Annotated in this window: 15 protein-coding genes and 5 tRNA genes; 16 read left to right on the top strand and 4 right to left on the bottom strand. The window is 61.9% G+C overall.

Annotation, left to right across the window (positions count from 1 at the left end; all coding sequences use genetic code 11):
* Positions 1 to 2: 2 nt before the first annotated feature.
* The 4 genes from ftsB to truD are packed head-to-tail and all read left to right on the top strand — an operon-like array spanning position 3 to position 2,581.
* Positions 3 to 335, top strand: a complete 333-nt coding sequence (gene ftsB, locus GSQ75_RS13370; RefSeq protein ID WP_158755364.1) for a cell division protein FtsB — start codon at positions 3 to 5, stop codon at positions 333 to 335.
* Positions 332 to 1,027, top strand: a complete 696-nt coding sequence (gene ispD / locus GSQ75_RS13365) for a 2-C-methyl-D-erythritol 4-phosphate cytidylyltransferase (RefSeq protein WP_158755363.1) — start codon at positions 332 to 334, stop codon at positions 1,025 to 1,027. The genes ftsB and ispD overlap by 4 nt, the downstream gene beginning before the upstream one ends.
* Entirely contained in the window at positions 1,027 to 1,500 is a 474-nt protein-coding gene (gene ispF, locus GSQ75_RS13360) for a 2-C-methyl-D-erythritol 2,4-cyclodiphosphate synthase (RefSeq protein ID WP_158755768.1), read from the top strand. The genes ispD and ispF overlap by 1 nt, the downstream gene beginning before the upstream one ends.
* Positions 1,501 to 1,546: 46 nt before the next feature.
* The gene (gene truD / locus GSQ75_RS13355) at positions 1,547 to 2,581 is read left to right on the top strand and encodes a tRNA pseudouridine(13) synthase TruD (protein WP_158755362.1); all 1,035 of its coding nucleotides are present in this window, start codon (positions 1,547 to 1,549) and stop codon (positions 2,579 to 2,581) included.
* A gap of 89 nt (positions 2,582 to 2,670) precedes the next feature.
* Here the strand turns inward: truD and GSQ75_RS13350 are convergent, their stop codons facing one another.
* Entirely contained in the window at positions 2,671 to 3,216 is a 546-nt protein-coding gene (locus GSQ75_RS13350; protein ID WP_158755361.1) for a Smr/MutS family protein, read from the bottom strand.
* 140 nt (positions 3,217 to 3,356) lie between these two features.
* On the opposite strand from GSQ75_RS13350, the gene surE reads away from it, so the two are divergent.
* Genes surE through GSQ75_RS13330 form a run of 4 tightly spaced genes read left to right on the top strand, consistent with a single transcriptional unit; the run spans position 3,357 to position 6,516 of the window.
* The gene (surE, locus tag GSQ75_RS13345) at positions 3,357 to 4,151 is read left to right on the top strand and encodes a 5'/3'-nucleotidase SurE (RefSeq protein ID WP_158755360.1); all 795 of its coding nucleotides are present in this window, start codon (positions 3,357 to 3,359) and stop codon (positions 4,149 to 4,151) included.
* Positions 4,152 to 4,154: 3 nt separating this feature from the next.
* Positions 4,155 to 4,850 carry a protein-L-isoaspartate(D-aspartate) O-methyltransferase gene (locus GSQ75_RS13340; RefSeq protein WP_158755359.1) on the top strand — a complete coding sequence of 232 codons (696 nt, stop codon included), beginning with the start codon at positions 4,155 to 4,157 and terminating at the stop codon, positions 4,848 to 4,850.
* A complete protein-coding gene (locus GSQ75_RS13335; RefSeq protein WP_158755358.1) occupies positions 4,850 to 5,455 on the top strand; it encodes a VTT domain-containing protein in 606 nt (201 codons plus the stop codon). The genes GSQ75_RS13340 and GSQ75_RS13335 overlap by 1 nt, the downstream gene beginning before the upstream one ends.
* Before the next feature lie 53 nt (positions 5,456 to 5,508).
* Entirely contained in the window at positions 5,509 to 6,516 is a 1,008-nt protein-coding gene (locus tag GSQ75_RS13330; RefSeq protein ID WP_158755767.1) for a peptidoglycan DD-metalloendopeptidase family protein, read from the top strand.
* 28 nt (positions 6,517 to 6,544) lie between these two features.
* Here the strand turns inward: GSQ75_RS13330 and GSQ75_RS13325 are convergent, their stop codons facing one another.
* Both GSQ75_RS13325 and GSQ75_RS13320 read right to left on the bottom strand, forming a co-directional pair.
* Positions 6,545 to 6,922 carry an Mth938-like domain-containing protein gene (locus GSQ75_RS13325; RefSeq protein WP_158755357.1) on the bottom strand — a complete coding sequence of 126 codons (378 nt, stop codon included), beginning with the start codon at positions 6,920 to 6,922 and terminating at the stop codon, positions 6,545 to 6,547.
* Between the two features lie 11 nt (positions 6,923 to 6,933).
* A complete protein-coding gene (locus tag GSQ75_RS13320) occupies positions 6,934 to 7,230 on the bottom strand; it encodes a YhbY family RNA-binding protein (protein WP_077446100.1) in 297 nt (98 codons plus the stop codon).
* Positions 7,231 to 7,311: 81 nt separating this feature from the next.
* On the opposite strand from GSQ75_RS13320, the gene rlmE reads away from it, so the two are divergent.
* The 8 genes from rlmE to GSQ75_RS13280 all read left to right on the top strand — a co-directional run bounded on the left by rlmE (position 7,312) and on the right by GSQ75_RS13280 (position 11,554).
* Positions 7,312 to 7,962 (top strand): 23S rRNA (uridine(2552)-2'-O)-methyltransferase RlmE, encoded by a 651-nt coding sequence (gene rlmE, locus GSQ75_RS13315; protein WP_158755356.1) that lies wholly within the window; start codon positions 7,312 to 7,314, stop codon positions 7,960 to 7,962.
* Entirely contained in the window at positions 7,959 to 9,917 is a 1,959-nt protein-coding gene (ftsH, locus tag GSQ75_RS13310) for an ATP-dependent zinc metalloprotease FtsH (protein WP_174236732.1), read from the top strand. The genes rlmE and ftsH overlap by 4 nt, the downstream gene beginning before the upstream one ends.
* 282 nt (positions 9,918 to 10,199) lie before the next feature.
* Positions 10,200 to 10,276: transfer RNA gene (locus tag GSQ75_RS13305), tRNA-Arg, on the top strand.
* Between the two features lie 177 nt (positions 10,277 to 10,453).
* Positions 10,454 to 10,530, top strand: a tRNA-Pro gene (locus GSQ75_RS13300).
* A 28-nt stretch (positions 10,531 to 10,558) separates the two neighbouring features.
* Positions 10,559 to 10,635: transfer RNA gene (locus GSQ75_RS13295), tRNA-Arg, on the top strand.
* Positions 10,636 to 10,650: 15 nt separating this feature from the next.
* Positions 10,651 to 10,727, top strand: a tRNA-His gene (locus GSQ75_RS13290).
* Positions 10,728 to 10,763: 36 nt separating this feature from the next.
* A tRNA-Lys gene (locus GSQ75_RS13285) sits at positions 10,764 to 10,839 on the top strand.
* A gap of 118 nt (positions 10,840 to 10,957) precedes the next feature.
* The gene (locus tag GSQ75_RS13280) at positions 10,958 to 11,554 is read left to right on the top strand and encodes a hypothetical protein (RefSeq protein ID WP_158755355.1); all 597 of its coding nucleotides are present in this window, start codon (positions 10,958 to 10,960) and stop codon (positions 11,552 to 11,554) included.
* 422 nt (positions 11,555 to 11,976) lie between these two features.
* Here GSQ75_RS13280 and GSQ75_RS13275 read toward each other — a convergent pair whose 3' ends face one another.
* Entirely contained in the window at positions 11,977 to 13,011 is a 1,035-nt protein-coding gene (locus GSQ75_RS13275; RefSeq protein ID WP_158755354.1) for an Abi family protein, read from the bottom strand.
* Positions 13,012 to 13,132 lie beyond the last annotated feature (121 nt).

The following is a 13,132-nucleotide window of genomic DNA, read 5'->3' as shown; positions in this document are numbered from 1 at the left end:
CCATGCTGCGCTGGATCGCCCTGGTTCTGATCCTGATCCTGATCGGACTGCAGCTGAAGCTGTGGTCCGGCAACGGCAGCATGCACGAAGTGGACAGCCTGCGCGTGGCAGTGAAGAAGCAGACGGACGAGAACGCCAAGCTGTTGCAGCGCAATCAGGCCGTCGGTGCCGATGTGCTCGATCTCAAGCAAGGCGACCAGGCCGTCGAGGCGCGCGCGCGCACCGAACTGGGGCTGATCAAGCCTGGTGAGACGTTCTATCAGGTGGTCGAGCAACCGGCCAACCCCGGTAGCGTGCCACCGCCATCGACCACATCATCTGCCGGTTCACCATGAGCACATCGATGTTGTGGTGCGTGGTGCCTGCAGCGGGGCGCGGTGCGCGGGTCGGTGGAAGTTGCCCCAAGCAATACCTGCCGCTGGCCGGACGACCGCTGATCGAGCAAACGCTTGAGCGGCTTGCCGCGCATCCGTGCATTGCCGGCTTGCTGGTGACGCTGGCTGCAGCGGACGCGCATTGGCCACGCCTCGCCATGCTCAATGGCAAGCCGGTACTTACCGCCACCGGCGGAACAGAACGTAGTGATTCGGTACTGGCCGGGCTGGATGCGTTGCCAGAGACGGTGGGCGCGGAAGATTTCGTGCTGGTCCACGATGCGGCACGACCCTGCGTACGACTTGCCGATATCAGCAAGTTGATCGAACTGGCCGGCGCGACAGACGGCGGTCTGCTGGGCGCGCCCTTGCGCGACACATTGAAGCGCGCTGATGCCGTCGGTCGCAGCGGATTGACCGAGCCGCGCGATCAGCGCTGGCGTGCTTTCACCCCGCAGATGTTCCGGCGTGGTCCGTTGTCGGCCGCTCTGCGCGAGGCGGCGCGGCGCGGGGTGAATCCCAGCGACGAGGCCATGGCGATGGAGCAGGCCGGTTTCGCGCCCTTGCTGGTCGAAGGTGCCGAGGACAACATCAAGGTGACCACGGCGGCGGATTTCGCGCTGGCCGAGTTTCTGCTCGCGAGGACAGCATGATGCGCATAGGCCAGGGTTTCGATGTGCATGCGTTCGGTGACGGTGGCCACGTCACGCTCGGCGGCGTGCGCGTGTCGCATCATCGCGGCGTGATCGCGCATTCGGACGGCGACGTGGTGATCCATGCGCTGTGCGATGCGATCTTCGGCGCACTGGCGCTGGGTGATATCGGCACCCATTTCCCACCCAGCGACGAGCGCTGGCGGCATGCCGACAGCCGCCAGTTCCTGCGCCATGCGGCGATGTTGATGGCGCAGCACGGCTACGCACTGGGCAATGCCGACGTCACGGTGATCTGCGAAGCGCCCAAGGTGGGTCCACACGCGCAGGCGATGCGTAAAAACCTCGCCGAGGATCTGGATAGCGAGATCGGCCGCATCAGCATCAAGGCCACCACCACCGAGAAGCTCGGCTTCACCGGTCGTGGTGAAGGTATCGCAGCGCAGGCCTGCGTTCTGCTCGAGCGGCGCTGAGCGCGGCCCGTTTCCATCTGAATGCCGGCGCGACCGGTGGAGTGTCATGTCCGAATCCGACCTTGCCCAAGCCCCGTTGCCATGGGCCCATGGTACGCCGCCCTTGCAGGCGCAATTGCGCAGCACACCGGAGGACTTCGTCGTCGAGGAAATCCTCGGTTACGACGCCGATGGCGCGGGCGAGCACGCGCTGTTGTGGGTGGAGAAGCGCGGCGCGAACACCGACTGGGTGGCGCGTGAGCTGGCGAAGTTTGCCGGTGTGTCGCAGATCGCCGTCGGTTATGCCGGGTTGAAGGATCGCCATGCCGTCACCCGGCAGACGTTTTCGGTGCAGCTGGCCGGCAAGCCCGATCCGGACTGGTCGGTGTTTCCGCATACGGATGTGAAGGTGCTGGCGGCGACGCGGCATTCGCGCAAGTTGAAGCGCGGCGCGTTGCGCGGCAATCGCTTTGTGCTGGTTCTACGCGGGGTGCAGGGTGATCGTGATGCAGCCGAGCAAGTGCTGCAGCAGATATCCGCACGCGGTGTGCCGAACTACTACGGCGAGCAGCGCTTCGGCCGCGAGGGTGGCAACGTGGCGCAGGCACGGGCGATGTTTGCCGGGCGTCGGGTCGAGCGCGACAAGCGTTCGTTCCTGCTGTCGGCCGCACGTTCGCAGATATTCAACAGCGTGCTGGCGGCGCGGGTCGAGCGCGATGCGTGGGACAAGCCGCTGGATGGTGAGATCTGGTCGCTGGCCGGTTCACGTTCGTGGTTCGGGCCGGAACCATTTACCGAAGTGCTGGCCGAGCGACTGGCGCGTGCGGACATCCATCCCTCCGGTCCGTTGTGGGGGCAGGGCGAGCTACCCACGCAGGGCGAAGCCGGTCTGCTGGAACGCGAGATTGGCGCGGTCTTCAGTGATCTGGCGGAAGGCGTGGCTGCGGCGCGCATGGATCAGGAACGTCGTCCCTTGCGTCTGCTGCCCAAGGATCTGAAGTGGCGCTGGCCGTGTGACGATGCGCTGGAGCTGTCGTTCGAATTGCCGGCCGGGGCCTATGCCACCGTGGTGGTACGCGAACTGGCTTACGAGCAGAAGTGAATGAAAAGGAGTGAGTACTGAGTGTGAAGCAAAGCCACGGGGCATTGGGGTTTTTACTCACCTCTCACTCCTTTTCACTCACTCCTGATCTAGCCCTTCAGCAACACCACCACCGCGCCAGTACCACCCTGGGCCGGCCGCGCCGAGGCAAATGCGATCACGTCGTCGCGCCGGCGCAGCATCCGGTCGGTGAGGTTTTTCAATACCGGCCCGGCGGCTTTCGAGCGCAAGCCCTTGCCGTGCACGATGCGCACGCAGCGCAGTCCGCCATGCTTGGCTTCGGCCAGGAAGGTGACGATGGTGGCCTGCGCGGCGGCGGCATTCATCTGGTGCAGATCGATCTCGTCCTGCACGCTGAACTGGCCGCGCTTGAGCTGACGCAGCAGCTTCGGCGAGTAGCCGTCGCGCAGGTAACTCAGCTCCTCGCCCACCTCCAGCGTGGCCGGATCGAATGCCATCTGCAGCAATTCGCCGGGCACCGCCGCCTCATCGGCTTCCAGCATGTGCGGGTGGGGCTTCGGTTTCGGCGCAGCCGGTGATGGCTCGACGCGATCGAGTTGGCGCACGTCGCCGATCGCCTCGCGAAACAGGCGGCTGTCTTGATCGTCGATGGGAACGGGCGTGCGGCGCTTCATGCCGCCATGGTAATGCGCGATGCCGACCGCGGCATGCCCGGCGCATGTGAATCCGCCGGGCCGCTACGGTAGACTTCGGTAGATGGAGCGCGCAGGGGACCACTGGCTGCGCACCCGCAAATACCCTCGAACGGATCAACATGCGAGTTTTGGTAAGTAACGATGATGGCGTGGATGCACCGGGCATCCGCGTGCTTGCCGAGCGCCTCGGCGCGGTCGGTCAGGTGACCGTGGTAGCGCCCGATCGCGATCGCTCCGGCGCCAGCAATTCACTCACCCTCGATGCGCCGTTGCGTGTCTTGCCGATGGGCAACGGTTATTACCGCGTGGCTGGTACACCGACTGATTGCGTGCATCTGGCGCTGGCCGGGCTGTTGGAGGAAGAGCCTGACATCGTGGTGTCGGGCATCAACAATTCGGCCAATCTTGGCGACGACGTGATCTATTCGGGCACGGTGTCGGCGGCGATGGAGGGGCGCTTCCTTGGATTGCCGGCGATCGCGGTATCGCTGGTCAGCCAGGATCACAAGGGCGTGCATTACGATTCGGCCGCCAATGCAGTGTTGCTGTTGATGCAGCGCCTGCTGGTCGATTCGCTACCAGCCGACACCATCCTCAACGTCAATGTGCCGGACCGGCCATGGGCAGAGATCAAGGGCTTCGAGGTGACACGGCTGGGGCGACGCCATCGCGCCGCGCCATGTATCAAGCAGACCGATCCACGCGGCCGGCCGATCTGGTGGATCGGGCCGCCCGGTGAAGTGGATGATGCCGGCCCCGGCACCGACTTCGATGCCGTGCGACGCGGGTTCGTTTCGGTGACACCGATCCACGTCGACCTGACCCGGTTCCAGGCACTGGAAAAGGTCAGCAGCTGGATGCAGACATTGAGCGACGGCATGACGAGCGGCCACACCCACGATGAGGCCGCCTGAGCTATGACTGTCTATCCATTGTCGGCGGCAGATCTCAAGGGCGAGGGCATGACCTCGCAGCGTGCGCGCGATCGTCTCGCCGCCAGCCTGAAAGAAGACGGCATCCGCGATCTGCGGGTGATCGATGTGATCCGCAACTTGCCGCGTCATCACTTCATCGACCAGGCGCTGCATTCACGCGCCTACGAAAATACCGCGTTGCCGATCGGCCACGGCCAGACCATTTCGCAGCCATGGGTGGTGGCACGCATGACTGAAGCGCTGCTTGAACATTTTGATTCAAAGCAGGGCATGCCGCAGAAGGTACTGGAGGTCGGTACCGGCTCCGGTTACCAGGCCGCGGTGCTGGCGGCGCTGGTGCCGCAGCTGTTCACGGTGGAACGGATCGAGGAGTTGCTGCGTCAGGCACGCCGCCGCTTTCGCCAGCTGGGCCTGAGCAATGTGCGTACCCGCCACGACGATGGCAAGCTCGGCTGGCCGGACGAGGCGCCGTTCGATGCGATCATCCTCACCGCCGCCGGCGACACCATTCCCACCCGGATCCTTGATCAACTGAGTCCCACCGGCGTGCTGGTGGCACCGGTGGGCTCGCCCAGCCGGCAGACGTTGATCCGCATGCGCGGCGACGGGCAGGGCGATTTCACCCAGGAAGAACTCGGGCCGGTCAGCTTCGTGCCCCTGCTTGGCGGGATCGGCTGATGCGCCTGTTCGGGGCGCTTTATGCGCGTGCGCTGGTATGGGCGCGTGCCCCGCGTGCGCTGTATTACCTGTGCGGGCTGAGTTTCGTCGAGGCCTTCATCTTTCCGGTCATGCCCGAGGTGATGCTTGCACCGATGATGCTGGGCAAGCGGCACAAGGCATTTTTCTACGCCAACATCTCGCTGCTTTTTTCATTGATCGGGGCGCTGGTCGGTTATGCGCTGGGACACTGGGCTTACGAGGCAGTGAAACCGCTGTTCAGTCCACATATGCAGCAGACCGTCACGATCTGGGTGGACAACCTGCGCAACGACATGAACCAGCATTGGATGGCGATGCTGGGGGCGCTGATGCTGGCAGCGCTGCAGCCGGTGATTCCGATGAAATTCGTTACCTGGGCCGCCGGCATCGTCGGCGTACCGGTGTTGCCTTTTCTCGCCTGCATTGCGGTTGGTCGCGGCAAGCGCGTGTGGCTCCTGGCACTGCTGATCAAGCTGTTCGGTGAGCGTGCGGAACGCATATTGCACAAACATATCGAGTGGATTGGCTGGGCCGCGCTGGTGTTGCTGGCGCTGCTCCTGCTTTGGTGGCTGTGGCCGCGTTGATTGCCAGCTAGCTGGCGGAGCGACTCTGCATGAAAAAGCTGCATCGTCTCGCTATGCTGATGCGCATGGACCGAACTCTTCAAAGGCTGCTGCCATTTACCGTGTCTCTGCTGCTGGTCGGCTGCGGCACCATGCGCAGTTCGGTGGTGGTCGAACCAGCACCGGGCACTGGCTATGATCGCGGCAGCACGACCGTGACGCCAGCCCGCACGCCGATTCCTGGCGGCAGTTATCAAGTCGCCAAGGGCGACACGCTGTATTCGATCGCTTTTCGCAATGGCGTGGATTTTCGCGACCTGGCGCAGTGGAACGGCATTGCCGTGCCTTACACGATCTGGCCAGGGCAGCGACTGACGCTATCGCCATCGGGCAAGGCTGCGATCGCGCATGTGACCGGCACGCCGTCCGCGTCGCCTGTCACGCCCCCACATGTTGTGGCGGCGCCTGTGGTGGCGGCGGCTCCGGTATTCCAGACAGTGACGCCAGCACCTGCCACGTCTGCGTCCATCGGCACTGCTCCGGCATCACCTGCACCGTTGCCGAAGCCTGGGTTGCCAGCGCATCCCGCCGTGGCAGCAACGACGACGACCGTGGTGCCGGTGGCGGGCCTGCCTACGCCGGCACCAGCGGCCCTGCCGCCGCCAGCCCCGCCGGCGCCACCGGCTGCCAGCGGCCCCGCACGCGCCGTCAGTGGAGTGAACTGGCGCTGGCCGGCCGAGGGCAGTCTGGCCAGCCGTTTCCAGAGTGGCGATGCGATTCCCGGTATCGAGATCGCCGGCAAGCAGGGTGATCCGGTGCGCGCCGCCGCCGATGGCGTGGTGGTCTACAGCGGCAACGGCCTGGTCGGCTACGGCGAACTGGTGATCATCAAGCACAACGACAGCTTCCTGTCCGCTTATGGTCACAACAGCAAGCGGCTGGTTAAGGAAGGTCAGCGAGTCAGTGCCGGCCAGCAGATTGCCGAGATGGGCTCCACCGGTGCATCGCGCAACGAACTGGAGTTCCAGATCCGCAAGGACGGCAATCCGGTTGATCCGCTGGGTTATCTGCCATCGCGCTGAGTCTGGCTGCGCAGGGTGGCGAACGCGATCAGCCGGAAGGCAGGATGAACCCGGCTACCACGCGACGCCCTTCACCCGCCAGCAGGTTGTAGGTGCGTGCGGCAGCGGCGTTGTCCATGACTTCGATGCCGACGCCCTTGCGCAGGAAGCCGGCCATGAATGCGGCCGCTGGAAACACCTGGCGCTCGCCGGTTCCAAGGATCACCAGCTCCGGCTGCAAGGCCAGCAGGGCTTCGACATGGGCGGCATCCAGTGTGGCGGCTGTATCGACCGGCCAGTGCTCGATAGCCCGGTCCGGTGCCAGCAGGAAGCTGTCCTGGAGCTCGCGATCGATCAGGGTGACGCTGCGGGCGCCGACGCGACGCACGAACAAATAGCCTTCGGGACGGTCGAGTGACAGGTCCATCCGGCAGCCTCTCAGCGCGGCAGGGCGATTTTCGGCTCGTCGTCGTTGCGGCGGAACAGCACGACAACATGGCCGATCTGGTGGACTTCTTCGGCCTTGGTGCCATCGACGAGCACGTCGATCTGCGCCTGCCGTTCATCTTTGTCACCGCCGGAAAGCTTCACCTTGACCAGTTCGTGAATGTCCAGCGTCAGGTTCAGTTCCTTGACCACAGCCGCGGAGGCCCCCTTGTTGCCAAGCAGGATGAGCGGGCTCAGATCGTGGGCGAGGCTGCGCAGGTAACGGATCTGAGAGGAGGAAAGGGCCATGCGGTGGTGCTCGATTCGCGGTAAATGAACGGCAAAGGGTATCATGCGGCATCCCGATCCCCAATCTGTGACCCCAACGACATGGCCCGCAGCAAAAGCAGCGCAGTCTGGCTGCGCGAACATTTCAACGACGAATACGTCAAGAAAGCCCAAGCCGAGGGCTTGCGTTCGCGTGCGGTCTACAAACTGGAAGAGCTGATCGAGCGTGACCGCCTGCTCAAGCCGGGCATCAATGTGGTTGACCTCGGGGCCGCACCGGGCAGCTGGTCGCAGCTGGTGCGCAACCGCCTGGGCGATACCGGTAAGGTGTTCGCGCTGGACATCCTGCCGATGCAGAGCATCGCCGGGGTGGACTTCCTGCAGGGCGATTTCCGTGAAGAAACCGTGTTGCGCGAACTGGAGGCTCGTTTGGAGGGGTGCAAGCTGGATCTTGTGCTGTGCGATCTGGCCCCCAATATGAGTGGTGTGGCGCTGGCCGATCAGATCCGTGCGATGGCTCTGTCCGATCTGGCGCTGGATTTCAGTCGGCAGTGGCTCAAGCCGGGTGGTTCGTTCCTGATCAAGTTGTTTCAGGGTGTTGGCTTCGACGATTACTTGCGCAGCTTGCGTGCGGACTTCACCCGCGTAACCATGCGTAAACCAAAGGCCTCGCGCGCACGTTCGCGTGAGGTGTACGCACTGGCGGTGGGCCTCAAGCCTTCGGCAGTGTCACCGGGCGAGAACCGTGCATGAATGAAACAGCGAAAAATGTGTTGCTCTGGGTAATCATCGCGGTGGTGCTGTTTGCCGTGTTCCAGAACTTCAATCCGCGAGGCACATCCTCCTCGGACCTGCCGTACAGCAGCTTTGTGCAGAGCGTGGACAACGGCAACGTATCCACCGCGACGATCAGTGCCGATCAGCCCGCCACGCTCAGCGGCAAGCTGAAGGATGGCAGCGCCTATCGCACGGTAGCCCCGATGCTCGGCTTCTCCACCAATGCGGTGGTCAAGCAGATGCAGGACAAGGGCGTGGAAGTTCGCCAGGATCCGTCCGAGGGCTTCTCGCTGATCGGCCTGCTGATCAGCTGGCTGCCGGTGCTTTTGATCGTTGGCGTGTTCATCTGGTTCATGCGCCAGATGCAGTCCGGCGGCGGTGGCCGTGGTGCGATGAGCTTTGGCCGTTCGCGCGCCAAGCTGCAGGGTGAGGATCAGATCAAGGTCAACTTCAGCGATGTCGCCGGTTGTGACGAGGCGAAGGAAGAGGTTGGCGAGCTGGTCGAGTTCCTGCGCGATCCGGGCCGGTTCCAGAAGCTCGGCGGCAAGATTCCACGCGGCGTGCTGATGGTCGGGCCGCCCGGTACCGGCAAGACCTTGCTGGCCAAGGCGATTGCCGGCGAGGCCAAGGTGCCGTTCTTCGCGATCTCCGGTTCCGACTTCGTCGAGATGTTCGTCGGCGTCGGTGCCAGTCGCGTGCGCGACATGTTCGAGCAGGCCAAGAAGCACGCACCGTGCATCATCTTCATCGACGAGATTGACGCCGTCGGCCGCCATCGCGGTGCCGGCCTCGGCGGTGGCCATGACGAGCGCGAGCAGACGCTCAACCAATTGCTGGTCGAGATGGATGGCTTCGAGGGTACCGAAGGCATCATCGTGATCGCCGCGACCAACCGTCCAGACGTGCTGGATCCAGCGCTGCTGCGGCCGGGCCGCTTCGATCGTCAGGTCGTGGTGGGTCTGCCCGACGTGCGCGGTCGCGAACAGATCCTCAAGGTGCACATGCGCAAGGTGCCGACCGCCAGCGACGTGAACGCGATGACCATCGCGCGCGGCACGCCGGGCTTTTCCGGCGCCGATCTGGCCAACCTGGTCAACGAGGCGGCGCTGTTCGCGGCGCGCGAGAACGCCCGCGAAGTGCGCATGGTTCATCTGGACAAGGCGCGCGACAAGATCCTGATGGGCACCGAGCGTCGCTCGATGGCGATGAGCGAGGACGAGAAGAAGCTCACCGCGTATCACGAGGCTGGCCACGCCATCGTGGGCCGGCTGGTGCCCGAGCATGATCCGGTCTACAAGGTGACGATCATTCCGCGTGGTCGCGCGCTGGGCGTCACCATGTATTTGCCCGAGGGTGACAAGTACAGCATCAACCGCGTGGCGATCCAGTCGCAGCTGTGCTCGCTGTATGGCGGACGTGTGGCCGAGGAGTTGATCTTCGGTGCCGACAAGGTCACCACCGGTGCGTCCAACGACATCGAGCGGGCTACCAAGATGGCGCGCAACATGGCGACCAAGTGGGGCTTGTCCGACGAGCTCGGACCGATCACCTACGGCGAAGACGAGGACGAGGTGTTCCTCGGGCGCTCGGTGACCCAGCACAAGAGCATCTCCAACGAGACCGCCAGCAAGATCGATGAAGTGGTGCGCGGCATCCTTGATCGCGCCTATGCGCGCAGCAAGGAACTACTGACCGCGAATCTCGACAAGCTGCACACGATGGCTGAGCTGCTGCTGCAATATGAAACCATCGATGCGCACCAGATCGACGACATCATGGCCGGCCGCGAGCCTGGGCCGCCGGCGGACTGGACAAAGAATGCGTCGACTGGCGCCACCCCGCCGCCACCGCCACCGAAGGGTGATGCGGGTTCCACGGTAGGCAAGGTGGGTGATCCGGCAACGCAGAATCGTTCGGGGCTCGAAGGCTGATCCGGAGTTTGGACGGCTATAACCTGCGACTGTGCAGGGATCGAGAAGGCGGCTTAAGGCCGCCTTCTTCATGTTTGCAGGCCTGAGTCTTCATCATCTGACGTTTATCGTGCGTGCTCGGCAAAGTCATGCACAGGGCCATATTTGCATTGCGTTGTTACGTGAGATGAACAATTTTGACGAAAAGTGTTGACGCACGAGGGCGGAGTCTGAATAATTCCGCTTCTTGCTTCACCGCTTCGATGCCCAAACATCAAGGCGGCAAGCTGAAAAGTTTTCAGTGCGCCCGTAGCTCAGTTGGATAGAGTACCTGGCTACGAACTAGGTGGTCGGGAGTTCGAATCTCTCCGGGCGCACCATTTTATAAAGCGAGGCGGGGTGCTTGCACCCCGTTTTGTTTTCACGGAGTAGTTGATTTTTTCTCTGCGAAAACGATGGTCAAGAAACAAAGGTGTGCTTCGATACGGATTGACTGAGCGAGGCGTCACCCGTAACATTTCAAGGCTCCGGTGGTGATGCTGTCGGGGATTCGAAAGCGGGGTATAGCTCAGTCTGGTAGAGCGTTGCGTTTGGGACGCAAAAGTCGGGGGTTCGAATCCCTCTGCCCCGACCAGCGACGCAGCCTACGGTCACAGTAGATTGCGCCTGTAGCTCAACCGGATAGAGCATCGGCCTTCTAAGCCGACGGTTGCAGGTTCGAGTCCTGTCGGGCGCACCAGTTTCAAGATTTATGGTGGGTGTAGCTCAGCTGGTTAGAGTCCCGGATTGTGATTCCGGTTGTCGTGGGTTCGAATCCCATCATCCACCCCAGTTTCAAGCCTGGTTTGCAGGTACAAGCAAGTTCAGGGGCCGTTAGCTCAGTTGGTAGAGCAGTTGACTCTTAATCAATTGGTCGAAGGTTCGAATCCTTCACGGCCCACCAATCAAGAACAGGCACTTAGGGCGACCTAGGTGCCTTTTCTCTTTCTGGGGTATCGGTCCATGGCTCCGGCATGGCTCCCTTCGGTGCACGAATGGGATGAGTTTGATACGGTGCGGGCATGCCCAAACGCGTCCCTGCCATTCCTGATGACATCCTGCGGCGTGAGGTCGGCCACCTCGCCGATGACGTGCTCCTCTTGCCCGTCCAAGTTACGTTGCTGACCGGCCTGAGCGTCGGACAGCTCAAAGAGCGCCTTCGCACCCGACCACCCCAGCCGCCGCACCCGGAGCCCCGGGAGAGGCCGAGAGAAGCCCTTTGGTATTCACTCGGTGAAGTGCGCCGGTTTCGAGCTCATCGGATCGAGCGGGCCGCAATGAACGCCGAACTGGCCAAACTGGGTTTCCGAGCTGGTTTCGCCATGTGGCTTAATAACGGCACCGCTCAATCAGATCCTTGGCCCTTCGCCCTCGTTGGTCCTCACAAGCGTCCAGTCGACGCCTGGGCCACCATTCGTGGGGAGGTCGTTATGGGCCGCGGGGACCGCATCAGCTGGCTGACCCTGCCTGAATACCTCGACGCCCGCCAGAAGGCTGCACTGGCCCAACAGCGGGCGGAGGATCGTGTGAAGGCCATTGGCACGGCCAAGGCACGCGCCAAACGCAGCCTCACCGGAACTGATTTTTCGGCTCGGGCCAGGAAACGTGCACGACCTTAAAAGGAGATGATGAGTCTCAGGGCTTGTTTGTTACGGCCAGCGATGCCAATGGTGGAGGTGGCGGGAACTTCAGAAGCCCTGCCCCAACACGCTGTTCCTGAAGGTTTTTAGCTCCAAAAACAGGCGAAAAAACGATACTCAAAACGGTACCTTTTCAGATTACCATCGGCGCGGATGCTGATGCCAGTCATCCACGACGGCCAGCGTCAGGGCCAAGCGGCTGACCGTTGCCATACGGGCATTTTTAGGGTCTGGGTTCGATTGCGGTTTCAGGAACTGAACTGACCCGCTGTCGTCAGGATACCTTTGGTCGCACCATCCGGCCGGTCTTGCACCTCATGTGGGCCATCATCACTGCGTGGTCGCCCTGCGCAAGGGTTCCTCATCCATTTCATTTCTGCTTTCCACGGCGCGCCAGCAAGTCAGTGCCAGAAGGGGTCAGCCAGCCAGTTAGAAGGGAAACCCATCTGGTTTTTCATGGCAGCTGCGGTTGGATAGGTGACAAACAGCGCCTGTAGGGCTGCTGCGATGTTGTCGGGGATTTGTTGGTTCTGAAGCATGATCCGCATCATTACCAAATGAAGATAGATGCGATGGTTGTTTGGCGATTTGCCGGCGATGGCTGGTGAGAGGTGACGCTGAACGTTGGACGGCACGCCCATGTTTCGGCTCCACAATCGATTGTGGTGGGCGCACCAGTTGCGTAAATTTCTCAAATACTCGACCCACCGTTCCAAGTCGGTGATGTTGAACGCGCCCCATTTTCTAGCCATCTTGTCTAACTCGTTCAAGGATCCCCTGGTGGGCCCGGCGAACGGTACTTTATCGAGGCCCTTCATCAGATACAGAAGCTGCCCCAACGTAAAGGTTTCTGAGGCCATCCAAAATGGAGGCAGAAGGTAATGCTTCCCACGGGCAGGACTGTGATATTTCCTGCGAAAATGTTGGCTGAACTCTTCGTTAGAAAGATTGACCGAACGCACGATCTTCTTGATGGTTTCGGTTGGCGTTTGGGCATAGATGCGCTCGTTCAAATACCAGAACGGATCTTTGAGAAAGGCACCTACGTGGGCGTCGAGGCTATGGCGAAGGGTGACCTCGATGATGCCAGTCAGGGCCATAACCAGTGACCGCAGATCCCGGTCAAAATCTTGAAGTTCGCAAGCGCCGACGAATGTTGCACCACCCTGAAACTGTTTGAAGTCAGGCGGTGTAAGAAATGGGCGAAGGTAGACCTTGAAGCGATAGTAGTTGACGATGCTCAGCACGTTTTGGGCATGCGGAACAGAATGAACCGTCAGGCCGGAAGCCTGAAGCTTGGTTATGAGGTCGGCAGGCGTCAAATAGGGCTTGGTGTAAGGAACTAGCCCTTCGCGTCGGATATGCAGGCTTGGTAGATGCCGTTTGACGAGGCGTCGAACCGACGCGCGAATACGCTTCCCTAGCTTGCGTGCCACGCGCGTCCCCGTTGCACCGAACCAAAAAAGAAAGCCTGCGACTCCTTTCAGTACTCGGCTTTTGAAGGCTTAACTGAAAGTGTGCAGGCGTTGTTGGAATTAATACTACGCGTGGAATTGG

It is taken from the genome of Dyella sp. S184 (assembly GCF_009766065.1).
Taxonomy (GTDB): Bacteria; Pseudomonadota; Gammaproteobacteria; order Xanthomonadales; family Rhodanobacteraceae; genus Rhodanobacter.
Note: the sequence above shows the minus strand (reverse complement) of the source record. Positions and strands in the feature narration are given on the sequence as shown.

Excerpts from the sequence above, each read along its gene's own strand:
- ftsB (WP_158755364.1), top strand. The coding sequence starts at position 3 with ATGCTGCGCTGGATCGCCCTGGTTCTGATCCTGATCCTGATCGGACTG.
- ispD (WP_158755363.1), top strand. The coding sequence starts at position 332 with ATGAGCACATCGATGTTGTGGTGCGTGGTGCCTGCAGCGGGGCGCGGT.
- ispF (WP_158755768.1), top strand. The coding sequence starts at position 1,027 with ATGCGCATAGGCCAGGGTTTCGATGTGCATGCGTTCGGTGACGGTGGC.
- truD (WP_158755362.1), top strand. The coding sequence starts at position 1,547 with ATGTCCGAATCCGACCTTGCCCAAGCCCCGTTGCCATGGGCCCATGGT.
- GSQ75_RS13350 (WP_158755361.1), bottom strand. The coding sequence starts at position 3,216 with ATGAAGCGCCGCACGCCCGTTCCCATCGACGATCAAGACAGCCGCCTG.
- surE (WP_158755360.1), top strand. The coding sequence starts at position 3,357 with ATGCGAGTTTTGGTAAGTAACGATGATGGCGTGGATGCACCGGGCATC.
- GSQ75_RS13340 (WP_158755359.1), top strand. The coding sequence starts at position 4,155 with ATGACTGTCTATCCATTGTCGGCGGCAGATCTCAAGGGCGAGGGCATG.
- GSQ75_RS13335 (WP_158755358.1), top strand. The coding sequence starts at position 4,850 with ATGCGCCTGTTCGGGGCGCTTTATGCGCGTGCGCTGGTATGGGCGCGT.
- GSQ75_RS13330 (WP_158755767.1), top strand. The coding sequence starts at position 5,509 with ATGCTGATGCGCATGGACCGAACTCTTCAAAGGCTGCTGCCATTTACC.
- GSQ75_RS13325 (WP_158755357.1), bottom strand. The coding sequence starts at position 6,922 with ATGGACCTGTCACTCGACCGTCCCGAAGGCTATTTGTTCGTGCGTCGC.
- GSQ75_RS13320 (WP_077446100.1), bottom strand. The coding sequence starts at position 7,230 with ATGGCCCTTTCCTCCTCTCAGATCCGTTACCTGCGCAGCCTCGCCCAC.
- rlmE (WP_158755356.1), top strand. The coding sequence starts at position 7,312 with ATGGCCCGCAGCAAAAGCAGCGCAGTCTGGCTGCGCGAACATTTCAAC.
- ftsH (WP_174236732.1), top strand. The coding sequence starts at position 7,959 with ATGAATGAAACAGCGAAAAATGTGTTGCTCTGGGTAATCATCGCGGTG.
- GSQ75_RS13280 (WP_158755355.1), top strand. The coding sequence starts at position 10,958 with ATGCCCAAACGCGTCCCTGCCATTCCTGATGACATCCTGCGGCGTGAG.